Below are 26019 nucleotides of genomic sequence, written 5' to 3' on the forward strand. Positions count from 1 at the left end.
CATGGGAATGGCGGAAGAATAACGTTACGACTATTTCAAAAAGACTTAGGAAAGGCCGTCTACTTCTGTGAAGTCGCTGCGTCTGCATTTTTCGTTTTCGCAGAGAGAAGCTTGGACCTGCCGGTGGGCGAGGGGATTTTTATGACATCCGAAAAATAGGAACGCAGTTCCGTTCTCTCGTCCGTTGCAAAACTGCGGTTCTTTCTCGATCCCATGGTCGTCAGCCGAACATGATAGAGAAATCTTACAACCGGCTTTTCCGGAATCTCGTGCTCCATCATGACGAATGAACCATGGTTCTTGAGGACTCGCCTGATTTCAGCGAGACCCTTTTTTCTGGCCGTTTCGGTCAGCTCATACATGGCATGGGAACAGGTCACACAGTCGAAGCGTTTGTCCGCGAAGGGCATACGGGAGACGTCGGCCTGCACGAGGTGAACGTTTTCCCGGCCCTTTGCCACTCTCTTTCGCCGCGCCTTTTTCAGCATGCCGTGGGAAAAATCCAGGGCCACCACCTGGCCGCCATGGCCCTCGACCGCCTCGCCGGCCATCAAGGCGACAGAACCGGTGCCGGTACAGATATCGAGAACCTGATCGCCTGGTTTGATTCCCGACGAGTCGACCAGAAATCGCCTGAGGGCGGCACTCCGGTCGCTGGCGTGCAGGTCGATGATCAGATCATAAAAGTTTGAAAACACATCATAATAGAAACGGCGCAGTCTTCCCATCGCTTCACCCCTCCACGGCTCGACAAACACTGCGGACAGGCCAACGTGCCGGCATGGCCCGGCATAGCCTGGCCTACTAGCATCGATGCCGACGCGTCGGCAAACGCTGCAAGTACTACGCACAATCCCAATGTTGGTCAATGGCCAAAAAAAAATTCATCTTTGATTCGCGGTGACAACGAGTCCTGCGCCTTGCTTCATCATGTGGGAGGTGATTCTGGGAATGACCTCCAATGCCGCGGCCATATGACGGCAAAACTGCTCGATAACGGGCGCATAAAACCCTAAGCCGCCGCCTTCGAGCACCACCTCGATACCGAACGCCTCGAAATCCGACTTCCACGAGCTTTGATCTCCAGCCAGATCCTCTTCAAAGTGCACCCCGGCGACGAGTATGAGCGGAACGAGCCGAACCCGGCCATATCCAGCTGCCGCAACGGCCCGCACAATGGCGTCGCCCTGGGGATACCCCTCCTCGACGACGCCCACATGCGCCTTGCTGCCGAAGCGTTCCTGAAGCATGTGCGTCAATGCAGTGTAGGTGCACCAGGCAGGATGATCCGTGCCGTGTCCGACGAATACCACCGCTTCGTCGGCGCGATTTTCAACCATCCTCGGTGTCCATGGTCAGAACTGTTCCCGACTGGGTATTGCGCCCCCTTCTCCCCAGCACTCTCCCAAGTATTCCGCAGAGAGCCTCGCATTTGAGAGCATCATAAAAACGGGGGCACGTCCATGCCTCCAGAAAAAATGTCAATGTCCATGTCGTGAGGCAACGATTTTTCGGTCAATGAAAAAATTAGAGACATCTTGAAGACCCTATATCGCTATGATAGGAATCCGAGCGAACAGTCCACCTTTCAGGATCTTTTAGGAAAAAGCGTACCCATCGCCGGCCCAAGTTTACGGTCTTGCCCTTGAATGATGGTTTTGGCAGGAGACTTAAAGGGCAACCCGCAGAAGTATAGGAGATTGCAACCATGCAACTGACCGACAAGGTGGCCCTGGTGCTGGGCAGCGTCAAAGGGATCGGCAAGGCCATCGGCCTGGACCTCGCGCGGGCCGGCGTCCGCGTCGCCTATACCTATCACGATTGGCCCGAAAGCCTGCCCTCCCTGAAGGAGGACGCGGCGGCGGCCAACCCGACGCATCTCATCGTACCGGTCGATCTGACCGACCCGGCGGCCGTGGACGCCCTGGTGCAGCAGGTCATCGAGCGCTTCGGCCGTCTGGATATGTTGATCAACAACATCGAGCGCGGGGGCATGCCGATCGTCCACGGCAAGTATATCCGTGAGCAATGGGATATGGAACTGGCCACTACGCTGCGGGCCAAACAGTGGACCTTCATGGCCGCGCTGCCCCATCTCAAGCAATCTGGAGACGGGGTCGTCATCAACTTCTCTTCCATCGCTGGATTGGTGGGCCGCAGCGGACCGGCGAGCTACCTCTTCAACGAAGGGTACTCTGCCGCCAACCGCGGCATCTCCCTGCTCACAGAAACCTGGGCGCGATTGGGCGCGCCGACGGTGCGCGTCAACGAAATCATGCTGGGCATCTTCGAGACCCGCCACGCCCAGGGCACACGCGGATGGGGCCTGCTCGACGAGGCCCAGCGTCGCGCTGTCACGGATCACACCCTGTTGGGGCGCACCGGACGTTTGGATGACGTGGTCAAGGCGGTCCGCTTTATCATCGAAGATGCGCCCTTCATGACCGGCAGTGTGTTGCGCCTTGACGGGGGCTATGTATTGGGGGGAGAGAAGATCGCGCCCATGCCGGAGCCGGCTGAACCGTAGGTTGGCCTGTGATGTCGAATGAAACGCGCCTAAACATAAGCAGTGCCCATCCACAAATGACCAATTGTCACGATATCGGCGTTGCGCGAAAAATTTAATCCATAGTCAGAATTCCTTAACTTTCATACTTTCTTACTTTCCGACTTTCCTACCTGTTATTTTATTATCGCACCTTCATCTGATTGGACGGCTTGCCCCACACGAAGAAACGGATCCACTCGAATCCGAATTCCAGCAAGGCCTCGTCTGATTGGCGTATCTTCTTCACCAACGTGGACTTGACATGATAGCGTTTTAGAAAACTGCTGCCGAAGACGAATTCCCGGAAACGGTCGATGTTGTATGCAGCCATGAAGGCCATCTTGGCCCGGGGCCCCCGGGGGCCTTCGAGGCCCCACGGATCGGCCTGAAACAGCTGCCGGACTTGAGCCCATTTCAGGTTCATTTGATAATGCGTGCCGGCGTCCTGGTCCTTCAGATAGGCTTCAACGGTCCAGGTCTGGGGTTCTCCCGGCCCTTTGCAAAAATCGAAGGGCCGAAAAAAGTAGACCGGGGTCGTGCGCTTCCGGGCCGAATCGAAAAGCACCCCCTGCTCTATGGGAAACAGACGGCATGTGTGCGGACGCGCCGGGTATACCCGACAGCCTTGCGGGGTGAGAAACGGGCAGGGATGGTCGCCTTCTTCGCTCATGCGCAGCAGCACCTCGGGGAAGTAATGCCCCTCGCGAAGCAAGACGTCCACGTGCTGGTCGATGAACTGGTCCGATGTCATCTCCAGGTGATTCTTGAGACGCAGCACATCATAGGGATAGAGAAACAGGTTGAGGTGCCGGCAACACTGATTGAAGCAGGACAGTTGCGCGTGGCAGCGAAAGGCAAAGTGCTCGCCGGGACGAATTTGCCGACCGGGCACCTGTTCGATCTGATCAGGGGCGATGTATTTCATTTCTCATAGCCGCCAACGGCCCGCCGTCATCGTCCGAAAGAATGGTGGCGATCATTTCGGCGAGCGTCATTTTGATTTTGTTCCGATAATCCCACAAGGCCCGAACCCGCCTCTCGAGTTGGGCCATGGCCGTGTAGAGCGGGGTCCGATCGAGGAGCGCCTTGGGCTGCAAGCCGCACTGGCGATCGAACTCACGGCACCCGGGACCGACCTGGCTCTGTCCGCCGGGCCGCTCCAACCGATGCGGAACACCATGCAAGCGGCAAATCATGGGACGATGGGCGTAGAGTATGCAGCGTTCGTCTTCATTCAACGGGCACATCTCAGACACCGGTCTGCCGGCCGCTTCGGTCTGTTGCATTCGATCCCGCACTTCAATGGCCCGCCCGGCCAATCGACGCCGCGTTTCGGCCGAAAGTTGCCCCAATCCCTCTTGGAGAAACAAATATTCGGTCAGGGTGTGATGATAAAACAGGGTGCGGCAGCAATTCTCCTCGCAGCCATGGCATGTGAAACCGTTTTTTCGCGCGGCTTCCTCGTAAGCCTGGTCCATTTCGGCATAAAGGGTTGCCAGCGCTGCCATGAGATGGCGATGTTGGTCCATGGTCGATCCTGTCTTGCCGCTCATCTCAACGCATCTGGGCAGGGAAAAAAGTGTTGGTGTACAGGGACAAAGCGTATCGATCGGTCATGCAGGCCAACAGGTCGCAAACCCGGCGCTCCCTGGAGGAGCCGTTGGCATCCAAAGCCGGCAGGCGCATCTTGGCCAGCTCGTCATTCAACAGCGGCTCGTTTTCGAGCAAGTGGTCATACAACTCGGACATGACCTTTTTGGCCTTGATGAATTCGTTGTGCACCAGCGGCGAACGATAGACGCGCTCGTACAGAAATTCGCGCAGAACCGTCATTGCGCCATAGACCTTGTCGGTCATGTCCCACACCATCTGGCCATTGCAGGGCCGGCTGGTGGTGATCAGGTCGGTCATCATGATGGTGATGCGCTCGTCTGGAGTCTTGCCCAACACCCGGGTGCAAACCTCGGGGACATCACTCTCGGTGATCACGCCACTGCGAATGGCATCGTCCAGATCATGATTCAGATAGGCCATGATATCGGCCACCCGCACCAGGCAACCCTCGGCAGTAGCCGGCAGCTCGCGGGGGTTGTCGGGCATGATCTTTCCATATCCCTTGGAATGCCTCAAAATGCCGTCGCACACTTCATAAGTGAGATTGAGCCCCTGGCCTGAATTCTCCAGGATCTGAACCACCCGCACACTCTGGGCCTGGTGGGTGAAGCCCCTGGAAAAAATCTCTTTGAGCACCGCTTCGCCGCCATGTCCGAACGGGGTGTGCCCCAGGTCGTGCCCCAAGGCGATGGCCTCGGCCAGGTCCTCGTTGAGAAACATGGCCCGGGCGATGGTTCTGGAAATCTGGGCCACCTCCAACGTATGGGTCAAGCGCGTGCGATATTCGTCGCCGGACGGATTGAGAAAGACCTGGGTCTTGTACTTGAGCCGCCGGAAGGCGTTGCTGAAGAGAATCCGGTCCTTGTCGATCTGGAATGCGGTTCGGATCGGGCAGGCCGGTTCGGGCCGCCACCGCCCGCGTGAGTGGGCGCTCAGGCACCCATAGGGCGACATGAAATTGGCCTCGCGTCTTTCAAATTCCTCACGTAATGTCATGTCTCTGTTCGATCTTCCGGCAGGGCCGACGCTCACACTATCGATTTAACAGCCGCCTGCCAATGTGATATAGGCTGTTATGTCGACCATAGGTACCCCATTCCGCCTTGCCAGGCAACTTGAAATTCCGCCCCAAGGCGGACCTGCGCATCGGTGGTTCAACCCGCTCGTAACAGCAACGGAACGCTATGAATGACCATCACCTCATACTGGGCCAACTGGAAGACGTCCTCACCGGACGTATCGTAGACGACACCCACGACGAGCGCTATCGCCAGAAAATTGCGCGTTTACTATTGGAAACAAAGGGGTATGATCGTTCGGAAATTCGTTCGGGACAACCGGTGAAGGTCACGGCCGGCGGGAAATCCGCTTTGGTTCCGGTCACTTTCATCGTTCAATGGGACGACCATATGGTCATGGTGCTGCAATACGGTCCCGGGTCGCTGATCACGCGGCACCGGCCGGCCCTGGCGCTGGCCAAACTGGTGGCGTCCGACCAGGTTCCCGTGGTGGTCGTCACCAATGGCGAAGAGGCCGACATCCTCGACGGGGCCACGGGACGCCTAACGGCTTCGGGCCTTGACCAGATTCCTTCGAAAGCTCAGCTCGTTGACCGGCTGAAACATCACCTCTGGGCGCCTGTATCGAACCTGCACGCCCAGATGGCGGCCCGGATCGTCATGGCGTTCGAAGTGGATGATCGGTGCCCTTGCGATGGCACCATATGTCGTTTGGAATAGGATCGAATCATGCACCACGAACGATACATGGAACAGGCCTTGACCCTTGCGCGGCAAGCGCTTGATAAAGATGAGTTTCCGGTGGGCTGCGTCATCGTGTCCGATGGCGAAATTGTCGCCCAAGGAGAACGGATCCACACCCGGCAGTCCCTTCCCAGCGAGCTGGACCATGCCGAGATCCTCGCCTTGCGGCAGTTGGAGCGAGTTGATGCGACCCTGGATCGCCGTCGCATGGTGTTGTACGCCACCCTGGAACCATGCCTGATGTGTTTCGGGGCCATTCTGATCAGCGGCATCGGCACGCTGGTCTACGCCTACGAGGATGCCATGGGGGGCGGTACCGCCTGCGACCGCTCCCGGCTGCCCTCGCTTTACAGCGGCAACGGACTGCACATCATATCCGGCATTTGCCGAAAGGAGAGCCTGTCCCTGTTTCAATCCTTTTATAGAAAACCCCATATCGACTATTGGAAGGACAGCGACCTGGCCAGATACACATTGACACAGACCTGACGGGGGACCAAGGGATGCTCGTCCACGAATGTTCAACAGGTCAACGTCCAGCAATTCTAACTGAAAGTGATTCACCCTGAAGGAAATGCATTACAAAAGGTGTTTGATAAAAAAATTCGCATGACATCGGAGGTGGCAGGCGTGGGTGGGGCAGGTGGCCAGGGCCACGTGAGCCTGCGCTCTTAGAGCCAGTTAAATGCAAACGGCGGACAAGCGGCCCAGACTGTTTGAGCGCAGCGAGTTTCTGGGTCGCCCGCCGTGCATTTTACTGGCTCTTGACCGCTTGGCGTGTGGCATCGGCCACCCGTTTCACCCACGCCGGGTTTCAAGGAATGGGATTAGGTTAGAATCACTGGTCAACGTCTTTTTTTCTTGCATTTCCGCGGGTGTTTATATAATGAAATAAACTTTTAGAAGCGTAGCCCTTAAAAATTTTCGCTGATTTCAATGGGCTACATATCGGCAATGGTCGGTAGGGGCCGAAACGACCCAACCCGTAGTCTAGGAGGTGTTGGCATAGCTCAATATAAATCTGCAAAGGATGATTCGTCGCAACGAACACGATTGAATCAGGGTATTCGTGCAAGGGAAGTTCGCGTTATCGATCCGGACGGTAACCAACTCGGCATCTTAGCGATCCGTGAGGCCCTTGCGGCTGCTTCGGAATTTGGACTCGATCTTGTCGAGGTGTCTCCCACCGCCAATCCACCGGTTTGCAAAATCATGGACTATGGGCGGTACAAATACGAGCAGACCAAAAAACAGCAAGAGGCCAAGAAAAAGCAGACGACCTTTCAGGTCAAAGAGATCAAGGTGCGACCGAAAACCGGCGACCATGATCTGCAGACCAAACTCGGGCATATCCGCAAGTTCCTTGAGCGTAAGGATAAAGTCAAGGTGACGGTGATGTTCAGAGGGCGGGAGATCGCCCTTTCCAACCGAGGCAGGGAGCTGCTCGAACAGATCGCCCAGGAAATGGAGGGGCTTGCCATCGTCGAGCAACTCCCGAAGTTCGAAGGGCGAACCATGATGATGGTGCTGGCGCCGAAATAGGATCGGCGATAGAATCACCAGCCGAATGCGAGGTCCCTGAGTCGGATCCGGTTTGATAATGTCGTTGGCGTGGATTTGGCGCCTCAAATGCGGCGCTCGCGCCAACTGTTTTTTTAGATCTTGCACATACAAAGCAGAAATGCCACCAGACACGGCAACACTATCAGGAGAAACGGACGATGCCCAAAATCAAAACCAATCGCGCGGCTGCCAAGCGGTTTCGTAAAACCGGGAGCGGGAAATACGCGTTTTCCAAATCCCATGCCAGCCATATTTTGACCAAGAAGAGCCCCAAACGCAAACGGGGACTGCGGCAGCCACAATTGATCAAGGCCAGCGACATGAAAGAAGTGCGCCGGTTGCTGCCCAACGGATAAGGAGAAAGATCATGCGTATCAAAAGAGGATTCAAGGCCCGCCGACGGCGTCAAAAGGTGTTGAAGCTGGCCAAGGGTTTCCGCGGCGGCCGCAGCAAATTGTTCCGTACGGCCGCCGATTCGGTCGACAAGGCACTCAACTACGCCTACCGGGATCGACGCCAGCGCAAGCGGGATTTCAGGCGCCTGTGGATCGCCCGCATCAATGCGGCGGTGCGAATGAACGACCTGTCTTACAGCAAATTTATCAGCGGATTGAAAAAGGCCAATGTCGCTTTGGACCGCAAGGTGCTGGCTGAGCTTGCCTTGTCCGACCCCACCGGTTTTTCCAGAATCGCTGCATTGGCTTCGCAACAGTAGCCGCTTTTCCCATCGGGAAAACTACCCATACTGCGGCCGTCCTTTCGAGTGACGGCCGCAGGTCATATTGGCAACCATCGAACAAAAAGAGACTATCGTGGAGAGTATCGATCAAATCCGCGCAGCGGCGCTGAAAGAGATTGACACAGCGACCACCGTCGACGCCGTACAGGACATCAATACCAGGTACCTGGGCCGCAAGGGGCTGATGACCCAGGCCTTGCGCGCCGTCTCCCAGTTGCCCGCAGACGATCGACCGGCCGCCGGCCGCAAGGCCAACGAGGTCAAGCAGGCCATTGCCGCGGCCTGCCTGGCGGCCCTGGAACGCATCGAGAGGGACGGCGCGGACCAGTCGGCGGGAATCGACGTCTCGCTGCCCGGCCGAAAGACTGCCCCCGGATCACGTCATCCCATCACCCTCATCACCACCCGCATCTGCGATATCTTCACCAGGATGGGATTCGAAGTGGTGGAAGGCCCGGAAGTGGAAAGCGACTACTACAACTTCGAGGCCTTGAACATTCCCAAAGACCATCCTGCCCGCGACATGCAGGATACGTTTTACGTGTCGGACGACATCGTCCTGCGCACCCACACCTCTCCCACTCAGCCGAGGGTCATGGAGAAACGGCAGCCGCCGGTGCGCATCATCGCCCCGGGAAAGGTCTACCGCTGCGATTCGGATATCACCCATACGCCCATGTTCCATCAGGTCGAAGGGTTGCTCGTGGACGAAAACGTCTCTTTCGGCGATCTGAAAGGCACCCTGACGAGCTTCGTGCACCAGATGTTCGACACCCAGACCCGGGTGCGTTTCCGTCCCAGCTTTTTCCCCTTCACCGAACCCAGCGCCGAGGTCGACATCCTCTGTGTCATCTGCCGCGGCAAAGGCTGCCGGGTCTGCTCCCAGACCGGATGGCTTGAAATCCTCGGATCCGGCATGGTTCACCCGGCCGTTCTGGAAAATGTCGGCTACGATACGGCCCGGTACACCGGCTTCGCCTTCGGCATGGGGGTCGAACGCATCGCCATGCTCAAATACGGCATCGACGACATCCGCAGATATTATGAAAACGACATCCGCTTCCTCAGACAGTTCTAGCGCGGCAAATTTGAAGCGAGCAGGTAGATCATGAAAATTAGTTTGAGCTGGTTGCAAGATTATGTTCCGGTAAAAATGGAGGTCGATCGTCTGGCCCACCTGCTGACCATGGCGGGTTTGGAGGTCGAAGCGATCGAGGAGCGTTTCGCCTACCTGGACCAGGTGCTCGTCGCCAGGATCCGCGAGATCTCCCCCCATCCCAATGCCGACAAGCTGAAGCTCTGCACCGTGGACACCGGCCAGGGCACCTGCCGGGTCGTCTGCGGTGCGCCCAATGCAGCCGAGGGCATGCTGGCCCCGCTGGCCACAGTCGGCTGCGAACTTCCCAACGGTACCGTGGTTCAAATCGGCACGATTCGGGGGCAAGCTTCGGAAGGCATGCTCTGCAGTGCGGCCGAACTCGCCCTGGGGGCGGACGACTCGGGCTTGATGGCGCTGGAGGGCGACCTGCCGCCCGGCACGCCGCTGAACCAGGCCCTGAAGCTGACCGACGCGGTTCTCGAGATCGGCCTCACCCCCAACCGGCCCGATTGCCTGAGTGTGATCGGCATCGCCCGGGAAGTGGCCGCCCTGGACAGCGCCTCGATCCGGCGCCCGGAGATCCGGCTGCCCGAAACCCATGGCCGCATCGAACAGATGACCTCGGTGACCATCGAATCCCCGGATCACTGCCCGCGCTATGCGGCCCGGGTGGTGGAAAACATTACGGTCGGCCCCTCTCCCTTCTGGCTGCAGGACCGCCTCCGATCCGTGGGTTTGCGGCCGATCAACAATATCGTGGACATCACCAACTTCGTGATGATGGAAACCGGTCAACCCCTGCACGCTTTCGACTTCGACAGATTGGCCGAAAATCGCATCGTGGTGCGCACCGCCGGTGCCGGCGAACACTTCACCACCTTGGACGGCAAGGAGCGCATCCTGGAAGCGGACATGCTGATGATCTGCGACGGCCGGAAGCCGGTGGCCGTGGGCGGCGTGATGGGCGGCCTGAACTCGGAGATAGATCCGGGAACCACCCGCGTGCTCATTGAAAGCGCCTACTTCAACCCCATCAGCATCCGCAAGACCGCCAAGCGCCTGGGCATCAACTCCGATGCCTCCCATCGTTTCGAGCGGGGGGTGGATCCGAAAGGCACGCGCTATGCGCTGGATCGCGCCGCCCAACTGATGGTTGACATCGGCAACGGGCAACTGGTCGAAGGGTGCATCGATGTGACCTATGACCTGCCCCAGGCCCCGACATTGGAACTGAGCGTATCGGCGACCAACCGTCTGCTGGGCACGGCGGTCGAACGCGACGAGATCGCACGCCTGCTCACGGAAATTGAATTTGAGACAGCCATCAAGGGCGACGACCTGCTGACAGTGGCGACCCCAAGCTTCCGGGTGGATGTCAGCCGTCAGGAAGACCTCATGGAAGAGGTGGCCCGGCGCATGGGATATGACAACATCCCGGTCACCTTTCCGACCCTGCCTGCGGCCATCCAGCCACCGCCCAAACTGCTGACCCAACGCCAGCGAATGCGCGACCTGCTGGCCGGTATGGGCTTCACGGAAACGATCAACTACAGTTTCGTGCACAACGATTCCTGCCGACGCTTGCGGTTGCCTGAAGCAGATCCGCGCTGCCGCCAGTTGGCCATCCTCAACCCGCTGAGCGAAGACCAAGCCGTCATGCGCACCAGCTTGATACCCGGCATGCTCGAAACCATGCGGCGCAACCTCTCTTACCAGTCCAGAAACCTGAAGCTGTACGAAACCGGCAAGATCTTCATCAGCGAAGGAAACGACCGCCAACCGGTTGAAAAGGACATGCTCGTCGCCTTGTGGAGCGGGGATCGCATCGATCAACAGTGGCACACCAGGCCTGTACCGTGCGATTTTTACGATATCAAAGGGGCCGTGGAGGGGGTACTCGAAGGGTTGCGCGTCGCGCCGGTTCGGTTTACGCGGCTCGAGCCCGAGCAGTGCACCTACTTGCGTTACGGGGTTGCCGCTAAAATCATGGTGGCCGGAAATGAGGTGGGCCTCGTCGGCCAGGTCCATCCCAAGGTGTGCGGCGTTTACGAGCTGAAGCAGGACGCGTTCATTTTCGAACTGGACCTGGCCCGGCTTCTGCCCCATATTCCGGAAACGATCCAGTTTACGGCGCTGCCCAAGTATCCGCCGACCGCACGGGACACCACCTTGATCCTGGACGAGGCCATAGAAGCGGCGGAAATGCTCCGTCTGGTGGATCAGATGGACGAATCCCTGGTCGAAGAGGTCCGGCTGTTCGACGTATTCCAGGGTGCCCCCATCACCGAGGGCCGCAAAAGCGTCTCGCTGCGCATCGTCTACCGATCGGGGGAAAAAACCTTGGAAGACGAAGAGGTGAACCGCCTGCACAAACGCATTACCGATCGGCTGGTAGACCACTTCAATGCAGGCCTGCCCACTTGACCGAAGCGCCAGGCGCGCAGTGGACATGACCACCCGACGGGGATAAGCTTTAGGGGAACGCCGGTCACCATCGCCGGCACGCTCCAAAAGTAAAAAGGAGCGCTGATGAATGCACCGACAGAAAACCCGCCCGACATTCCGGACAAGCTTTTTTTCCGCATCGGCGAAGTGAGCCGCATTGCCCAGGTTCCACCGAGCGTGCTGCGATTCTGGGAAAATGAGTTTCCGCGCATCAAACCGCAGCGCACCGATGCCGGGCAAAGGCTCTACCGCCGCAGCGACGTCGAATTGATCCTATGGATCAAACACTTGCTTTACGAGCGCAAGTTTACGATAAAAGGCGCCCGCCAGCATCTCAAAAAAGGCCGCTCCGATGCCGCCGTGGCCCCCGATAAGGATACCGTCATCAAAGAGCTGTACGCTGAATTGAAAGCGATCAGGGACATGCTTGGATAGAATGTTGACGAACCGATGAAACCGGTTGACATCATTGAAAGGCTGTCCTATATAGGGCTTCTGCGAGCGGGCATAGCTCAGTTGGTAGAGTACAAGCTTCCCAAGCTTGGTGTCGCGAGTTCGAATCTCGTTGCCCGCTCCACCCAAAAGTCCGGTATTTCATCTGAACCGAACTTGGTAAAGTAGAGGCAAAGTAGGTGCGGCTTTGAACTTGTGATTCAGATGATCGGTTCCAAATAGCGGATACGCGCATCCTTCTTGAGAAGGATCTACTTTACAGGGGAACGGGCTTCAAGCCCGTTTTTGTTTTTTCGCCAGGAGGGCAGGCAGATGGTGGCCGGTAACGACGATAGTGCGCTTTCCGTGGTCGGAATCACGGGCAATCCGATCGTCGGTCGGGTCTGGCAGGTGGCCGAACCACTGTGCCAAAGCGAGGGCGTAGAGCTGGTGCACGTGGAGTACCAACGCGAACCGGGTGGCCGTACGCTGCGTGTCTACCTGGACAAGCCCGGTGGTATCACCCTCGACGATTGTGCCCGCATCAGTCGTCAGTTGGGGGATCTGCTGGACGTTGCCCTGGACGTGGAGGAGTCGTATCACATGGAGGTCTCCTCTCCGGGGATATCGCGCCCCTTGGGCCGGTTAAGCGACTTCGAACGGTATCGCGGACACCGGGTGAAAATTAGAATTGCAAGGGCTTTGAACGGTCAAAAAAATTTCACCGGAACGTTGGAAGGTATTGATGGAACGATGGTTCGCCTCAAAATCAACGATCAGAACAGGGACATCGTTTTTGCAGATATCGTCAAGGCGCATCTTTTATAACACAATGGAGAAAACGCATGTTGATAGCAGACATTAAACGCGTTGTCGAACAAGTGAGCCGCGACAAAGGCATCGACCGCCAGATTCTCATCCAGGCGTTGGAGGAAGCCTTACGCTCCGCGGCCAGAAAAAAATATGGCGCTAAAATCGATATTGAAGCCAACTACAACGAAGAAACCGGTGAAATTGAAGTCTTTCAGTTCAAAGAGGTCGTGGAGAAGATCGATGAGCCGGACCTGCAACTGACCCTCGAAGAGGGGCGCCGCCTCGATCCCGATTGTGAAGTCGGCGACAGCCTGGGAACCAAAATGGATGCCAGCACATTCGGCCGCATCGCCGCCCAATCGGCCAAGCAGGTGATCATCCAAAAACTCAAGGACGCCGAACGCGACGCCGTCTATTCCAGCTTCATCGATCGTAAGGGCGAAATCATCAACGGTATCGTTCAGCGATTCGATCGCGGCGACATCATCGTCAACCTGGGGGCCACCGAAGCGGTCGTGCCGGTGCGCGAACAAGTGCCTCGCGAAAGCTACCGCAGGGGTGACCGGATTCGGGCCCTGATTTTGGATGTACTGTATGAAACCCGTGGGCCCCAGATCGTCTTGACCCGGACCCATCCGGAATTTCTGGTGATGCTGTTCAAGACCGAGGTGCCGGAAATCGCCGAGGGCATCGTCGACATTAAAGGGGCCGCGCGGGAGCCGGGCAGCCGTGCCAAAATCGCCGTGTCGTCGCAGGATTCGGATATCGATCCGGTCGGCGCCTGTGTGGGCATGAAGGGCAGCCGGGTTCAAAACGTCGTCCAGGAACTGCGGGGTGAAAAAATCGATATCATCCCATGGCACGTCGATGCGGCCAAGTTTGTCTGCAATGCCCTGGCACCGGCCGAAATCTCCAGGGTGATCATCGACGAGGAAAATCGCTCCATGGAAGTGATCGTACCCGACGAATTTCTTTCGGTGGCTATCGGCAAAAGAGGTCAAAACGTGCGCCTGGCCTCCAAATTGACCGGTTGGCATCTGGACGTCAACAGTGAAACCCAGTACAACCAAGCCATGCAGAGTGGTTACGATTCCCTCGTTCAGGTGGACGGTGTCGGGGTGAGCATGGCCGATGCGCTGTTTGAAAAAGGATATTACTCCGCAGAGGAGTTGGCTGCGGCCGATATCGACGATCTCGTGCAGATTCGCGGCATCGGTGAGGAAAAGGCCAGACAACTGATCGCCAATGCCCAGGAGGCCCTCAAAAAGGCCAAAAAGGTCAAGGCCCAGGCCGCCGACGCGCCCCAAACGCCCACGGCATCGGAATCGGGCAGCGAGGATGCGGAAACACAGGCAGATACCGAACCGTCGGCCGATGAGGCCGATCCACCTGATGCGGCACAGGAATCCGCACAGGGGGATACGGATGAAACTGACGTGCCGCCCCAAAATTAGCCGCAAGCAGAACGGAAGGCTGTGCCGAGCGACGGCAAGGACAATCAAGTTAAGGGGGATGGATGATACAAACCAAGAAAAGAGTTTACGAGCTGGCACGCGAGCTCAATATGACCAATAAGGATCTGCTTGATACGATCAGCCCGCTCGATCTTGGCCTCAACTCCCACATGAGCGCAATCGATGAAGAGATAGAGGAAAAGATTCGACATTTCATCCAAGGCGGTCCCGCACCCGAACTTGAAGAAAAGCGCGTCAAGCCCACGGTGATTCGCAGACGCCGCAAAGTCGTCGCCGAAACGACCGACGAAACGGCGCCGGCAGAGGCGGAAGAGGCGGTCGAAGCGCCTGTGGAAGAGACGCCCGAGTCCGAGCCGGTCGAGCCGGTCGCGGAAGAACCGGCGGAGCCGGTGGAAGCGGTCACCGAAGCACCTGAAAAGGTCGAGGCCGTTATCGAAGAAGTCGCGGAAGCGCCTGCGGCACCGGCCGAAGAGCAAGCACCGGCCCAAACCCCCGAAGCGCCGGAAGGAGAAACCGAAACGGTGACGGCCGAGGAGCAGGCACCGGCCGAAGAGACGGTTGCCTCCGCTGAGCCGTCCCGCGAAACGGAGACCACGGCCAAGGCTGCGGCCAAACCCAAGAAAAAGAAAAAAGAGACGGCGGCCAAAATCATCAAGCTGCCCGAACGCCCTGTGGCGCCGGAACCTGAGCCCGAGGTGGTGCCCGAACCGGTTCCCGAAGCACCGGTGGTCGTGAAAACCGAAGAAGCCGCTGCGCCGCCCAAGGGCGAGCGGCCTAAGAAAAAGGGCAAGAAGAAGGCGGCCGAAGAAGAAGAGGGCCTGCAAGACAAAAAGTTCCTGAAAAAGAAAATTTCGTTCCGGAAAAAAGAAGTCGTCGAAGGGGCTGATCTGTACGATCGTGCCAGGCCCAAAAAGGGTCGTAAGGGCGGCAAGGTCAAAGCCCAGCCGGCGGCCCAAAAAACCCAGATCACCACGGCCAAGGCGATCAAGCGCCGCATCCGGATCGACGACACCATCGTCTTGTCGGATCTGGCCAAACGCATGGGGATCAAGGCCGGCGACATGATAGCGAAACTGATGGCCATGGGGGTCATGGTGACGGTCAATCAAACCATCGATTACGACACGGCCGCACTGGTGGCATCCGAATTCGAGTATGAAGTCGAACGCGCCGCCTTCGAGGAGGAAACCATTTTACAGACCACCCAAACCGATGCACCCGAAACCTTGCTGCCGAGACCACCGGTGGTGACCATCATGGGGCATGTCGACCACGGCAAAACATCCCTGCTGGATGTGATTCGCAAGTCCCGTGTCACCGCTGGCGAGGCTGGGGGTATCACCCAACATATCGGCGCTTACCTGGTCGGCACGGAAAAGGGCCAGATCGCCTTTCTGGACACCCCGGGCCATGAGGCGTTTTCGGCCATGCGCTCCCGCGGTGCCCATATCACCGACATCGTCATTCTGGTGGTGGCCGCCGACGACGGCGTCATGCCCCAAACGGTGGAGGCCATCAACCACGCCAAGGCCGCCAAGGTGCCGATCATCGTAGCGGTCAACAAGATAGACAAGCCGGATGCCAATCCGGATCGCGTCCAACGCCAATTGTCCGAAGTGGGAGTTGCCCCCGAGGATTGGGGCGGAGATACCATTTTTGTCAAGGTTTCGGCTAAGCAGCAAACCGGCATCGACGACTTGATGGAGATGATCCTGCTGCAGGCTGAACTGCTGGAACTCAAGGCCAATCCCAACAAGCTGGCCGTGGGGCACGTGGTCGAAGCCAAGCTCGATTCCGGGCGCGGCCCGGTAGCGACCGTTCTCGTTAAGGAGGGAACGTTGCGCGCCGGCGACGCGGTGGTCTGTGGCGTACACTACGGCAAGGTGCGCGCGCTGCTCGATGACTGCGGACAAAAGGTCGATGAAGCCGGACCTTCCCACCCGGTAGAGGTGATCGGCCTGTCTGGAGTGCCCATGGCCGGCGATGAAATGGTGGCCCTCAAGGATGAAAAAGATGCCAAGCAGGTCAGCCAATACCGAATCCAGAAACAGCGTTCCAAAGAACTGGCCAAGACCAGCCGCCTGAGTCTCGAAAAACTCTACGAGCGCATGCAGGAGGGGGAGGTCAAGGACCTGAACGTCATTATCAAGGCCGACGTGGATGGCTCCATGGAGGCGATTCGCGACTCGTTGCTCAAGCTCTCCAACGAAGAGGTGAACATCAACATCATCCACTCGGCCACCGGCACCATTACCGAGTCGGATATCTCTCTGGCGGCGGTTTCTGAGGCCATCATCATCGGCTTCAATGTCCGGGCCAATCCCAAGGTCCAGGAGATGGCCAACGAAGAAAATGTCGACATCCGCTACCACAACATCATCTACAATGTCATCAAAGAGGTCAAAGATGCCATCGTGGGCATGATGAAATCGACCTTCGAAGAGCATGCCGTGGGGCACGCCGAAGTGCGCGAAGTGTTCCACATTCCCAAAGTGGGCACCATCGCCGGCTGCTATGTGACCGATGGCAAAATCGAGAGGGGGCAGCTCTGTCGGCTATTGCGTGACGGTGTCATTATCTATGAAGGCAAAAACACCTCGCTGCGCCGTTTCAAGGACGACGTGAAAGAGGTTCAGAGTGGATATGAATGCGGTATCGCTCTGGAAAATTACAATGACATTAAAATCGGCGATGTGATCGAGGCCTACTATCTGGAGGAGATCAAGCCGGAAGTCGTTTAGCGCATGGCTAAAAAATCCTCTGCCCAGGCGCATATGGTGGTGGGCATCGGCGTGCTCACCTTCCGGCTGCACGAGTGCCGCTCATTGAAAACCAAGCGGGGCATCGTCAAGGCGATTATTCATCAGGTGCGCAACCAGTTTAACGCCTCGGTGGCCGAGGTGGGGGCCAACGACATTCATCAGCGCGCCCAGATCGGATTCGCACTGGCCGGCGCGGATCACCAGGTGATCAACGCCAAGATCGACAAGCTCCTCGATTTCGTCGAGGAGCTGGGACTGGCCGAAATGATCGACAGCGAGATGGAAATTATCCATCTGTAACCATAACAAAGCGGGTTGGCATGAGACCATATACGCGCGGCGACCGTGTGGGCGAACTGATCAAGGAGACCATGGCCGAACTGTTGCAAAAACAGATCAGCGATCCGCGCCTGGCCGGCGTCACCATCACGGGCGTGAAGATGAGCCGCGACCTGCGTAACGCCAAGATCTATTTTGCCACCCCCCAAGGGGCGGACACGAGCCAGGCTGCATCGGACGGCTTTGCAAAGGCCCATGGATTTGTCAAGCGCGAGCTTGCCCAACGCCTGGGTTTGCGATATATGCCGGACCTTAAATTTTTTTACGATACAACCATTGACTACAGTGCCCGCATCGAGCAGTTGTTAAAAGCGGTGAAAAAAAATGATGCAAACCATCATTAATCAACTCAAGCGACACCAGACCTTCATGCTGGCCTCCCACATCCACCCGGATGGAGATGCCATCGGATCGGTGCTGGCCCTCGGATTGGCGCTAAAAGCCATGGGCAAAAAGGTCCAACTGTTCAACCCGAGCCCCATCCCCATGGTCTATCGCTTCCTGCCTTCGGTGCAGGAGATCAAACAGACCCTGGACCCGGACGCCCGATTCGACGTGGCCCTGGTCCTCGATTGCGGCGATATCGATCGCATCGGTGCCGAAGCGGTCGCCATATGTAAAAAATGTTTGGTCATCAACATCGACCACCACATCACCAACACCCGTTTCGGCGATCTTCAGTTCATCGATGTCAATGCCTGCGCCACTGCCGAGATCCTCTATCATTTGATCCAGAAGCTGCCGGTGCCGATCGATTGCGCCATGGCGACCGCCATCTACACCGGCATTTTGACCGATACCGGCTCGTTTCGTTTTTCCAACACCAACCGGTCGGCATTCGCCATCTGCGAAAAGATGATCGGCCTGGGGGCGGATCCTTACCAGGTCGCCCAACACGTATACGGCACCTATTCGCTGGGCCGGATCAAACTGCTCAACCTGGCCTTGGATTCGCTGGAGATTTCACCCAATGGAAAACTGTCCGTCATGACGCTCAGCCAACGCATGCTGCGCGAAACTGGCACACAGGCCGAAGATATCGATGGCATCATCAACTATGCCCGCCGCATTGAGGATGTCAAAGTGGCCGCGCTGATTCATGAGTTGTGCGACAATGGCGCCGCCACCCGGGGCAAAGCGCGATACCACGTGAGCCTGCGCTCGGACAGCGGTGTCGATGTGGCTAAAATCGCCGCCCAATTCGGCGGCGGCGGGCATGCCGAGGCGGCAGGATTCAGTATCGACAGCACCCTGACCGACCTCAAAAAGCAGCTCATGCAACTTTCCGAAGCCTTCAGCGACGCATGCGAAGCGGTCTGAACGGCATCGTCGTCGTCGATAAACCGGCGGGCATGAGCTCGGCCAAGGTGGTGGCCGAAGTCAAAAAAAAATGGGAGCCGCCCGAGTGGGGCATACCGGAACGCTGGACCCCTTCGCCACCGGCGTACTGATATGTTGTATCAATCAAGCCACCCGCTTGGCGCGCTTCTTTTTGCACGGTGGAAAACGGTACGAGGCCGTCATGCGGCTGGGTTCGACGACCGACACCCAGGATGCCACGGGCCGTATCGTCGCCACGGCGCCCCTGCCCGATCTGGATGAATCGTCTCTGGCGTCGGTGTTTCGGGGTTTGGAAGGGCCACAATGGCAGCATCCACCGGTGTTCGCGGCCCTTAAGCACCAAGGCACGCCGTTGTACAAGCTGGCCCGTCGTGGCAAACCGGTCCAAAAGCCGCCCCGTCAGGTCACCATTTCGACCCTGCGCATCCTGCAGGTCGCGTTGCCCGATGTCCGTTTTGAGGTGGCCTGTTCCGCCGGCACCTATGTGCGCACCTTATGCCACGACATCGGCCAGACGTTGGGATGCGGTGGCCATTTGGCCGAGCTGCGCCGTACGGAAAGCAGCGGCTTCGGTCTCGATCAGGCCGTAACGCTCGACCGACTCGGGGAGCTCGACCCATGGCAGGTGCTGATCCCCATGGCCGAGGCATTGAAAGGCATGCCGTCCGTGACGGCCGATGACCAGATGATCGCCCATATGGAACAGGGCCGCCCGCTCAAGCCCGAATGGTTCAAGGAGCGCGACCCCATGGGCTCACCGGCCGACACCCTGATGATCGTTGATCGGGCCAACACGTTAAGGGCGCTGATCGAGTGGTCCCCGGAAGACGGCACCTACGTTTATGGTTGTGTTTTTAAATAATTCATAGCAAACTCATCAAACTGGTTGATCAATAAGGAGGAGCACGAAAGTGGTATTCACAACAGAGGATAAAAAGCAGCTGATTGAGCAATATAAACTGCATGACACCGACACCGGTAGCCCGGAAGTTCAAATCGGGTTGCTCACCCATCGGATTTCTTATCTCACCGAGCACCTGAAAATTCACAAGAAAGATCATCATTCACGCCGCGGGTTGTTGATGTTGGTGGGCCGCCGTCGTCGCTTGCTCAACTACGTCAAAAAGAACGATGTGCAACGCTATCGCACGATTATCGACACATTAGGACTTCGCCGATAGCCATCCAGTCCGCGGATCACGCCTGCGGCCATAGACCGGAGCGCCAACGCATCCGAAAGGGTGCGGTGTCGCCGGTCGTCGCTGCATTGAATTGAACGGCGGCCCAATACCATTAGGTACGGTGCCGCAACTCGCAGCTGATTGTGTGTTTCATGAAAGGCCGCAATATTTTAAGGAGAAATTGAATGGAAATAAATGTAAAAACCGATGTTGGGGGAAAGCCGCTCACGATCCAATCCGGGAAAGTGGCCAAGCAGGCCGACGGCGCGGTCGTCGTCCAATACGGTGACACCATCGTACTGGTCACGGCCGTGGCCGCCAACGACGAACGGCCGGCCGACTTTCTACCCCTTTCGGTTGAGTATCAGGAAAAAATTTACGCCGCCGGCCGAATCCCCGGCAACTATTTCAGGCGTGAAATCGGACGCCCCAGTGAAAAAGAGACGCTCACCGCACGATTGATCGACCGACCGATCCGGCCGCTGTTCCCTAAAAAATGGCGCTATGAAACCCAGGTGATCGCCACGGTGCTTTCCATGGACCAGGAGAACGATCCGGACGTCCTGGCCGTGGTCGGTGCCTCGGCGGCCCTGACCATTTCCGACATCCACTTCGACGGCCCCATTGCCTGTGTCCGCGTGGGACGCATCGATGGCCAATTCGTCGCCAATCCGACGCTGAGCCAGATCGAATCCTCGGATATCAACCTCGTCGTGGCCGGATCCAAGACCGGTGTGGTCATGGTGGAGGGCGGCGCACAGATCATCACCGAGGACGATATGCTCGAGGCGCTGTTCTTCGGCCACGAAGCCCTGAAACCGATTATCGACATCCAGGAAGAGCTTCGGGCCGCTTTAGGCAAAGCCAAGCGCCCCTTCGCGCCACCGGCAACGGACGAGGCCCTGGCCGCCCAATTGGAGGCGATCGCCAGCGAACGCATTCGTCAAGCGCTGGATATCCATGACAAAATGGCGCGACACAGCGCCATGCGCGCACTGAAGGCGGAGATTGTCGATGGCCTGGGAGACGCCTACACCGAGCGCCGCGCCGAATGCATGGAAATTTTGGGAGATCTGCTCAAAAAAATCTCACGACAGATGATCCTCAAGGAGGGACTGCGTATCGGAGGACGCAAGTTTGATGAAATCCGCCCGATCACCTGTGAAGTCGGGCTGCTTCCCCGTCCCCACGGCAGCGCCCTTTTTACGCGAGGCGAGACCCAGGTACTCGGCGTGCTCACTTTAGGATCGGGCCCGGATGAGCAGCGCGTGGAAACCCTCAGCGGAGAAGAGATGCGCCCCTTCATGCTGCATTACAACTTTCCACCTTACTCGGTGGGCGAAGTCAAACGCGTCGGGGGCCCCAGCCGCCGCGATATCGGTCACGGTGGCTTGTCCACCCGCGCCATCGAAAAGATCCTGCCGGATCGGGAAAATTTCGATTACACGATCCGGTTGGTCTCCGAGGTACTGGAATCCAACGGCTCCTCATCCATGGGCACCGTTTGCGCCGGGACCATGGCGCTGATGGACGGCGGCGTACCGATCAAGGCGCCGGTTTCGGGAATTGCCATGGGCCTGGTCAAGGAGGGAGATCAAGTGGTGATTCTCTCCGATATCCTGGGCGACGAAGACCACACCGGCGACATGGATTTCAAGGTCACCGGCACCCGGGAAGGTATCACTGCGCTTCAGATGGACATCAAGATCAAGGAGCTGTCCCGGGACATCATGCAGAGGGCCCTGGCCCAGGCACGCGCCGGAAGGCTGCATATTCTCGACAAAATGCTCGAAGCCATCGGCCAGCCCCGACAGGACATTTCTCAATACGCCCCCAAAATCTTGACGATCAAGATCAACCCCGACAAGATCCGCGACCTCATCGGTCCGGGCGGCAAGGTGGTCCGCGCCATTCAGGCCGAAACCAACACCCGCATCGAAATCGATGACAGCGGTCTGGTCAAAATTGCAGCCACCAACGAGGCCGAGGGGAAACTGGCCCTGGAGCAGGTGCAGGCCATCGCCATGGAGCCCGAAGAAGGGGCCATTTATGAAGGCAAGGTCGTCAAGACCACCGATTTCGGAGCCTTCGTGCAATTGGCGCCGGGCACCGACGGATTGGTCCACATCTCCCAGTTGGCCAACCGGCGGGTGGCCAAAGTCACCGATGTGGTCAAGGAAGGCGACATCGTCCGCGTCAAGGTCCTGGAGGTGTCCCAGGACGGCCGCATCCGGCTCAGTCTGAAGGCGGCCCTGGAAGAGGAAAAGAACCAAGGTGGTCAATAAAACCCGACTTCCCAACGGCATCCGCATCGTCTCGAAGCATATGCCTCACGTTCGATCGGTCTCCATGGGAGTGTGGGTCGACGTGGGGGCCAGGGACGAATCCGACGAACAAAGCGGGCTGTCTCACTTTATCGAACACATGATCTTTAAAGGGACGGCCCGCCGAAGCGCTTATGAAATCGCCAAGGCCTTCGATGCCGTCGGCGGCCACACCAACGCCTTCACCTCCACGGAAAATACCTGCTACCATGCGCGCGTCATGGATGCCCACCTGGAGACCATGGTCGATATCCTGTCGGACATCTTCCTCAATTCCGTGTTTGCCCCCGAAGAGGTGGAGCGCGAACGGCCGGTCATTTTTCAGGAGATCGGCATGGTCGAAGACTCACCCGAGGAGTTCGTGCATGTGCTGGCCGGCGGGGATTTCTGGGGCGATCATCCCTTGGGCCGCTCGATCCTGGGTACCCGGGAACACGTGATGGGCTTTTCCGCCGAGACCATCAAAGACTATTTTCAGCGCCTGTACCATCCGGAGCGCATCGTCATCTCGGCAGCCGGCAATGTGGATCATGACCATTTTACCGACCTCGTCGGACCGACCTTCGCCACCATCCACAACGGCCATCCGCTGCCCACCCGCACCACCCCGGACATCCATCCCAAAACCAGCTGCCAGGCGCGTACCCTGGAACAGGTCCACATCTGCCTGTCGACCCAGGGTCTTTCCGTCACCGATCCGCGTCGGTTCGCGTTTTCCCTGCTGAGCACCATTCTGGGCGGCAACATGAGTTCACGCCTCTTTCAGGAAATACGGGAAAGACGCGGCCTGGCCTATTCGGTCTACTCGTTTATGATGTCCTACGTGGATACCGGCATGTTCGGCGTCTACACCGCGGTCAATGCCGAGCAGATCCAACGCACCATCGATCTGATCCTTCAGGAGATCCGGAAACTCGGCCGCACGCCCGTATCTGCGGATGAACTGCAGGATGCCAAGGAGTACACCAAGGGCAACCTGCTGTTGGCCGCCGAAAGCGTCGACAACCAAATGGTGCGGTTGGCCCAGAACGAACTGAATTTCGGCGAATACATCCCGGTGGACAAGGTGGTTCAAAACATCGAAGCGGTCTCCACAGACGACATCCAGGCCGCCGGCGCCCAACTGTTTCAAAGCGATCAAAGCGCCCTGACCCTGCTCGGGCCGGTCGACAAGGCAACACGTTTTGAAGCCATTTTCGATGAATAATGGATCGTTTCATTTTCAGCTTTTGAAATAAAACCATTCGATCCATAACAACAATCAAATGACACCATTCCTTCACTTTAAACTTAAAACTTTAGACTTAAAACTTTTCTAAAATCTCTTATAACCGGTAAGTTAATAAAATATTTCATACATTTCCTTGATTGCGTAAAGTAGCGACCCCATGCCACAGGATCCTCTCATTGCCTTCAAACGCCTGAATCCCGAACATGACGACGACCTTCCCTTACCTCGCTACATGACGCCCCATGCCGCCGGCATGGACGTCTGTGCCGCGGTCGACGATCCCATCGACCTTGCACCCGGACAGATTGCCTTGATCCCCACCGGCCTGGCCATGGCCATGCCCCACGGCTACGAAGCCCAGATCCGACCGCGCAGCGGCCTGGCCATCCATCATGGGATCACGGTGGTCAATTCGCCGGGGACCATCGACAGCGACTATCGGGGAGAGGTCAAGATCGGCTTGATCAATCTGGGCACAGCCCCCTATACAATCCGTCGCGGCGAGCGTATCGCCCAGATGGTGATCCAGCGGGTATGCCGGGCCCAGATTTCACAGGCCGACGAATTGGACACCACCAAACGCAATGCCGGTGGATTCGGCAGTACTGGATCGGGTGCCTGATATGGATGCAGAGGACGCCCTGGACGGAGCCGGGCCTTGCGGACTATCGGTGTGCATGCTGGCCAGCGGCAGCAAAGGCAATGCGATCTATGTCAGCGATGGGGCCACGTCGCTGCTGGTGGATGCAGGGTTGTCCGGTATCGACATCCAGCGCCGGATGGAATGGGCCGGGCTTAGCCCGGAGCGGCTCAGCGCTATCGTCGTTTCCCATGAACACAGCGATCATATCCGCGGCGTGGGGGTTCTGTCACGGCGTTACAAGCTGCCGGTCTACATCTCCCCGGATACCCTGAAGGCCGCCGGCAGCCAGATGGGACGACTGCATGACATCCGGCCATTTCACATTGGCCGTTCGTTTGCTATCAATAATTTGGCGCTCCATCCGTTTGCCACATCCCACGATGCCCAGGATCCGGCCGGCTTCACCATCTCCCGCAACGGCCAGAAGGTCGGCATCGCCACGGATCTGGGCGTGGCCACCGGAATGGTGCGGCAACATCTCAAAAATTGTACACTGCTCGTGCTGGAGGCCAACCACGATCCGGACATGCTGGTCAACGGTCCCTATCCCTGGCCGCTCAAACAGCGGATCAATAGCCGTAACGGCCATCTGTCCAACAAAGACTCCGGCCATCTGCTGGCCGAGATCCAGCACGACGGTCTCTGCCATGTGATCCTGGCGCACTTGAGCGAAACCAACAACACACCGGAAAAAGCACTGGACACGGTTGAACGCGTCCTGGGCGGCGCCTCGCGATCCTTTCAAATCCACGTGGCATGCCAGGAGCGCTGCGGGAGCCTGTTGATCCTTAAATAGTGCCTGTCCAGCGTCCAACCCGCTCGCCGTAACGCACCAGGGTTTCGACGCCCCGGCTCGATTTTTCCAGGATATCCGCATCCACGCGGAGACGATCCGGACCCACCAGAACGATCACCGTGGAGCCGCCGAATTGGAAATAACCCTTTTCCTGGCCACGCCGGCAGCGTCCGCCGGCCGGTTGGTGCTGCACGACGCTGCCCACCATCATGGCCCCCACTTCCACCTGGACCGTGGTGCCCCAGCGCGCGCACTCGACCAGGCACCAGTGGCGGTAGTTGGTGCAATGCACATCGGGCTTATGGCGCAAGGCCAGCGGATTGACCGAATGAAGCGGGCCTTCGATGACGTGCACCGGCCCCTGAACGCCATCCTCCACATAGCCGAAACGGTGATAGTCGCAGGGGGCGAGACGATAGACGAGGCAGACGCCGCCGTCAAATAGATCAACCAGACGGGCACCCCCCATCAGCTCGGGAACGGTCATCGAGGCGTCCTTGATGGTCAGCCGCGTGTCGGCCTCGATTGAAAAAACGCTCAAGCGCGCATCGGCCGGCGATATCATCGCCGTGGCATCGGCGTCGATGGGACGCGCCCCATCTTTATGCTGTCGGATAAAAAAATCGTTGAAACTGGCGAATCCGTCACGGGGAACCCGAACCTCGGACTGGTCGATGCCATACTGATCCACGAAGGGGGCGATTTTACTGCGGCTGCAGGAATGTTGCTGCATCCGGCCGTAAATCTTTGACCAGATCGGCCGGCACAGCAATCGGCTGGTAGCGGCCCGGCCCCAGGGTGTACCGTAAAAAAGGTCCATCCATTTACGGCCGTAAACCTGTTCGATCTCCATTCGGCCCGAGCGGCGATTGTAAATGGGTATGTCTTCAGATGCGGACGCCATGTTGTTT

At 57.9% G+C, this 26019-nt stretch carries 28 protein-coding genes and 1 tRNA gene; 23 read left to right on the top strand and 6 right to left on the bottom strand.

Annotated features, from left to right (window positions below; all coding sequences use genetic code 11):
* Positions 1-59: 59 nt before the first annotated feature.
* Together DFT_RS21655 and DFT_RS21660 are read right to left on the bottom strand one after the other, a co-directional pair.
* Positions 60-728: a class I SAM-dependent methyltransferase gene (locus tag DFT_RS21655; protein ID WP_054033316.1), complete on the bottom strand. Its 669-nt coding sequence runs from the start codon at positions 726-728 to the stop codon at positions 60-62.
* A gap of 156 nt (positions 729-884) precedes the next feature.
* A complete protein-coding gene (locus DFT_RS21660) occupies positions 885-1340 on the bottom strand; it encodes a sirohydrochlorin cobaltochelatase (RefSeq protein WP_054033317.1) in 456 nt (151 codons plus the stop codon).
* A gap of 368 nt (positions 1341-1708) precedes the next feature.
* Here DFT_RS21660 and DFT_RS21665 point away from each other — a divergent pair, with 368 nt between their 5' ends.
* A complete protein-coding gene (locus DFT_RS21665; protein WP_054033318.1) occupies positions 1709-2527 on the top strand; it encodes an SDR family NAD(P)-dependent oxidoreductase in 819 nt (272 codons plus the stop codon).
* 163 nt (positions 2528-2690) lie between these two features.
* Here DFT_RS21665 and DFT_RS21670 read toward each other — a convergent pair whose 3' ends face one another.
* From DFT_RS21670 to DFT_RS21680, 3 genes are read right to left on the bottom strand one after another with little or no spacing between them, the layout of a single operon-like run.
* Entirely contained in the window at positions 2691-3473 is a 783-nt protein-coding gene (locus tag DFT_RS21670) for a YkgJ family cysteine cluster protein (protein ID WP_054033319.1), read from the bottom strand.
* The gene (locus tag DFT_RS21675) at positions 3454-4077 is read right to left on the bottom strand and encodes a YkgJ family cysteine cluster protein (RefSeq protein WP_054033320.1); all 624 of its coding nucleotides are present in this window, start codon (positions 4075-4077) and stop codon (positions 3454-3456) included. The genes DFT_RS21670 and DFT_RS21675 overlap by 20 nt, the downstream gene beginning before the upstream one ends.
* 25 nt (positions 4078-4102) lie before the next feature.
* Complete coding sequence (locus DFT_RS21680) at positions 4103-5158, bottom strand: deoxyguanosinetriphosphate triphosphohydrolase (protein ID WP_054033321.1); 1056 nt, start codon at positions 5156-5158, stop codon at positions 4103-4105.
* A 188-nt stretch (positions 5159-5346) separates the two neighbouring features.
* Between DFT_RS21680 and DFT_RS21685 the strand changes: the two genes are divergently transcribed.
* The 22 genes from DFT_RS21685 to DFT_RS21785 all read left to right on the top strand — a co-directional run bounded on the left by DFT_RS21685 (position 5347) and on the right by DFT_RS21785 (position 25108).
* Complete coding sequence (locus tag DFT_RS21685; RefSeq protein ID WP_054033322.1) at positions 5347-5901, top strand: type I restriction enzyme HsdR N-terminal domain-containing protein; 555 nt, start codon at positions 5347-5349, stop codon at positions 5899-5901.
* Positions 5902-5910: 9 nt separating this feature from the next.
* Positions 5911-6414, top strand: a complete 504-nt coding sequence (locus DFT_RS21690) for a nucleoside deaminase (RefSeq protein WP_054033323.1) — start codon at positions 5911-5913, stop codon at positions 6412-6414.
* Between the two features lie 516 nt (positions 6415-6930).
* Positions 6931-7467: a translation initiation factor IF-3 gene (infC, locus tag DFT_RS21695; protein WP_054034099.1), complete on the top strand. Its 537-nt coding sequence runs from the start codon at positions 6931-6933 to the stop codon at positions 7465-7467.
* A gap of 179 nt (positions 7468-7646) precedes the next feature.
* The gene (rpmI, locus tag DFT_RS21700) at positions 7647-7844 is read left to right on the top strand and encodes a 50S ribosomal protein L35 (protein ID WP_054033324.1); all 198 of its coding nucleotides are present in this window, start codon (positions 7647-7649) and stop codon (positions 7842-7844) included.
* Positions 7845-7855: 11 nt separating this feature from the next.
* On the top strand, positions 7856-8203 hold the full coding sequence (gene rplT / locus DFT_RS21705; protein ID WP_054033325.1) for a 50S ribosomal protein L20: 348 nt from the start codon (positions 7856-7858) through the stop codon (positions 8201-8203).
* A gap of 94 nt (positions 8204-8297) precedes the next feature.
* A complete protein-coding gene (gene pheS, locus DFT_RS21710) occupies positions 8298-9305 on the top strand; it encodes a phenylalanine--tRNA ligase subunit alpha (RefSeq protein WP_054034101.1) in 1008 nt (335 codons plus the stop codon).
* Positions 9306-9335: 30 nt separating this feature from the next.
* Positions 9336-11750 carry a phenylalanine--tRNA ligase subunit beta gene (gene pheT, locus DFT_RS21715; RefSeq protein WP_054033326.1) on the top strand — a complete coding sequence of 805 codons (2415 nt, stop codon included), beginning with the start codon at positions 9336-9338 and terminating at the stop codon, positions 11748-11750.
* Positions 11751-11855: 105 nt separating this feature from the next.
* A complete protein-coding gene (locus tag DFT_RS21720) occupies positions 11856-12206 on the top strand; it encodes a MerR family transcriptional regulator (RefSeq protein ID WP_054033327.1) in 351 nt (116 codons plus the stop codon).
* 66 nt (positions 12207-12272) lie between these two features.
* A tRNA-Gly gene (locus DFT_RS21725) sits at positions 12273-12348 on the top strand.
* A gap of 188 nt (positions 12349-12536) precedes the next feature.
* A complete protein-coding gene (gene rimP, locus DFT_RS21730) occupies positions 12537-13031 on the top strand; it encodes a ribosome maturation factor RimP (protein WP_076750827.1) in 495 nt (164 codons plus the stop codon).
* 17 nt (positions 13032-13048) lie between these two features.
* Positions 13049-14470, top strand: coding sequence for a transcription termination factor NusA (nusA, locus tag DFT_RS21735; RefSeq protein ID WP_054033328.1), 1422 nt, complete (start codon positions 13049-13051; stop codon positions 14468-14470).
* Between the two features lie 62 nt (positions 14471-14532).
* Positions 14533-17232: a translation initiation factor IF-2 gene (gene infB, locus DFT_RS21740; protein ID WP_054033329.1), complete on the top strand. Its 2700-nt coding sequence runs from the start codon at positions 14533-14535 to the stop codon at positions 17230-17232.
* Positions 17233-17235: 3 nt separating this feature from the next.
* The gene (locus DFT_RS21745; protein ID WP_235506299.1) at positions 17236-17553 is read left to right on the top strand and encodes a DUF503 domain-containing protein; all 318 of its coding nucleotides are present in this window, start codon (positions 17236-17238) and stop codon (positions 17551-17553) included.
* Between the two features lie 20 nt (positions 17554-17573).
* Entirely contained in the window at positions 17574-17936 is a 363-nt protein-coding gene (rbfA, locus tag DFT_RS21750) for a 30S ribosome-binding factor RbfA (protein WP_054033330.1), read from the top strand.
* Positions 17917-18912 (top strand): DHH family phosphoesterase, encoded by a 996-nt coding sequence (locus DFT_RS21755; protein WP_054033331.1) that lies wholly within the window; start codon positions 17917-17919, stop codon positions 18910-18912. Before rbfA ends, DFT_RS21755 begins: the two co-directional genes overlap by 20 nt.
* Positions 18897-19043: a hypothetical protein gene (locus DFT_RS26375; RefSeq protein ID WP_161807227.1), complete on the top strand. Its 147-nt coding sequence runs from the start codon at positions 18897-18899 to the stop codon at positions 19041-19043. The genes DFT_RS21755 and DFT_RS26375 overlap by 16 nt, the downstream gene beginning before the upstream one ends.
* Positions 18998-19795 (top strand): tRNA pseudouridine(55) synthase TruB, encoded by a 798-nt coding sequence (gene truB, locus DFT_RS21760; RefSeq protein ID WP_161807228.1) that lies wholly within the window; start codon positions 18998-19000, stop codon positions 19793-19795. Before DFT_RS26375 ends, truB begins: the two co-directional genes overlap by 46 nt.
* A gap of 49 nt (positions 19796-19844) precedes the next feature.
* Positions 19845-20114, top strand: a complete 270-nt coding sequence (gene rpsO / locus DFT_RS21765; RefSeq protein WP_054033333.1) for a 30S ribosomal protein S15 — start codon at positions 19845-19847, stop codon at positions 20112-20114.
* 185 nt (positions 20115-20299) lie between these two features.
* Complete coding sequence (locus tag DFT_RS21770; protein WP_054033334.1) at positions 20300-22399, top strand: polyribonucleotide nucleotidyltransferase; 2100 nt, start codon at positions 20300-20302, stop codon at positions 22397-22399.
* Positions 22389-23645 carry a M16 family metallopeptidase gene (locus DFT_RS21775; RefSeq protein WP_054033335.1) on the top strand — a complete coding sequence of 419 codons (1257 nt, stop codon included), beginning with the start codon at positions 22389-22391 and terminating at the stop codon, positions 23643-23645. Before DFT_RS21770 ends, DFT_RS21775 begins: the two co-directional genes overlap by 11 nt.
* Before the next feature lie 181 nt (positions 23646-23826).
* Entirely contained in the window at positions 23827-24291 is a 465-nt protein-coding gene (gene dut / locus DFT_RS21780; RefSeq protein ID WP_054033336.1) for a dUTP diphosphatase, read from the top strand.
* 1 nt (position 24292) lies between these two features.
* Positions 24293-25108, top strand: coding sequence for an MBL fold metallo-hydrolase (locus tag DFT_RS21785; RefSeq protein WP_054033337.1), 816 nt, complete (start codon positions 24293-24295; stop codon positions 25106-25108).
* On the opposite strand, the gene DFT_RS21790 is transcribed toward DFT_RS21785, so the two are convergent.
* Complete coding sequence (locus DFT_RS21790; RefSeq protein ID WP_054033338.1) at positions 25101-26012, bottom strand: phosphatidylserine decarboxylase; 912 nt, start codon at positions 26010-26012, stop codon at positions 25101-25103. The two genes, DFT_RS21785 and DFT_RS21790, sit on opposite strands and share 8 nt — an antisense overlap.
* Between the last annotated feature and the right edge of the window lie 7 nt (positions 26013-26019).

The sequence above is a fragment of the Desulfatitalea tepidiphila genome, assembly GCF_001293685.1.
GTDB lineage: Bacteria > Desulfobacterota > Desulfobacteria > Desulfobacterales > Desulfosarcinaceae > Desulfatitalea > Desulfatitalea tepidiphila.

Bases quoted from the DNA above. Each gene is read 5' to 3' on its own strand.
- DFT_RS21790 (WP_054033338.1), bottom strand. From the start codon at position 26,012: ATGGCGTCCGCATCTGAAGACATACCCATTTACAATCGCCGCTCGGGC.
- rimP (WP_076750827.1), top strand. From the start codon at position 12,537: ATGGTGGCCGGTAACGACGATAGTGCGCTTTCCGTGGTCGGAATCACG.
- DFT_RS21660 (WP_054033317.1), bottom strand. From the start codon at position 1,340: ATGGTTGAAAATCGCGCCGACGAAGCGGTGGTATTCGTCGGACACGGC.
- DFT_RS21720 (WP_054033327.1), top strand. From the start codon at position 11,856: ATGAATGCACCGACAGAAAACCCGCCCGACATTCCGGACAAGCTTTTT.
- DFT_RS26375 (WP_161807227.1), top strand. From the start codon at position 18,897: ATGCGAAGCGGTCTGAACGGCATCGTCGTCGTCGATAAACCGGCGGGC.
- DFT_RS21655 (WP_054033316.1), bottom strand. From the start codon at position 728: ATGGGAAGACTGCGCCGTTTCTATTATGATGTGTTTTCAAACTTTTAT.
- DFT_RS21680 (WP_054033321.1), bottom strand. From the start codon at position 5,158: ATGACATTACGTGAGGAATTTGAAAGACGCGAGGCCAATTTCATGTCG.
- DFT_RS21690 (WP_054033323.1), top strand. From the start codon at position 5,911: ATGCACCACGAACGATACATGGAACAGGCCTTGACCCTTGCGCGGCAA.
- DFT_RS21670 (WP_054033319.1), bottom strand. From the start codon at position 3,473: ATGAAATACATCGCCCCTGATCAGATCGAACAGGTGCCCGGTCGGCAA.
- nusA (WP_054033328.1), top strand. From the start codon at position 13,049: ATGTTGATAGCAGACATTAAACGCGTTGTCGAACAAGTGAGCCGCGAC.
- DFT_RS21675 (WP_054033320.1), bottom strand. From the start codon at position 4,077: ATGGACCAACATCGCCATCTCATGGCAGCGCTGGCAACCCTTTATGCC.
- infB (WP_054033329.1), top strand. From the start codon at position 14,533: ATGATACAAACCAAGAAAAGAGTTTACGAGCTGGCACGCGAGCTCAAT.
- DFT_RS21770 (WP_054033334.1), top strand. From the start codon at position 20,300: ATGGAAATAAATGTAAAAACCGATGTTGGGGGAAAGCCGCTCACGATC.
- pheT (WP_054033326.1), top strand. From the start codon at position 9,336: ATGAAAATTAGTTTGAGCTGGTTGCAAGATTATGTTCCGGTAAAAATG.
- dut (WP_054033336.1), top strand. From the start codon at position 23,827: ATGCCACAGGATCCTCTCATTGCCTTCAAACGCCTGAATCCCGAACAT.
- DFT_RS21685 (WP_054033322.1), top strand. From the start codon at position 5,347: ATGAATGACCATCACCTCATACTGGGCCAACTGGAAGACGTCCTCACC.
- DFT_RS21745 (WP_235506299.1), top strand. From the start codon at position 17,236: ATGGCTAAAAAATCCTCTGCCCAGGCGCATATGGTGGTGGGCATCGGC.
- rbfA (WP_054033330.1), top strand. From the start codon at position 17,574: ATGAGACCATATACGCGCGGCGACCGTGTGGGCGAACTGATCAAGGAG.
- DFT_RS21785 (WP_054033337.1), top strand. From the start codon at position 24,293: ATGGATGCAGAGGACGCCCTGGACGGAGCCGGGCCTTGCGGACTATCG.
- rpmI (WP_054033324.1), top strand. From the start codon at position 7,647: ATGCCCAAAATCAAAACCAATCGCGCGGCTGCCAAGCGGTTTCGTAAA.
- DFT_RS21755 (WP_054033331.1), top strand. From the start codon at position 17,917: ATGATGCAAACCATCATTAATCAACTCAAGCGACACCAGACCTTCATG.
- DFT_RS21665 (WP_054033318.1), top strand. From the start codon at position 1,709: ATGCAACTGACCGACAAGGTGGCCCTGGTGCTGGGCAGCGTCAAAGGG.
- rplT (WP_054033325.1), top strand. From the start codon at position 7,856: ATGCGTATCAAAAGAGGATTCAAGGCCCGCCGACGGCGTCAAAAGGTG.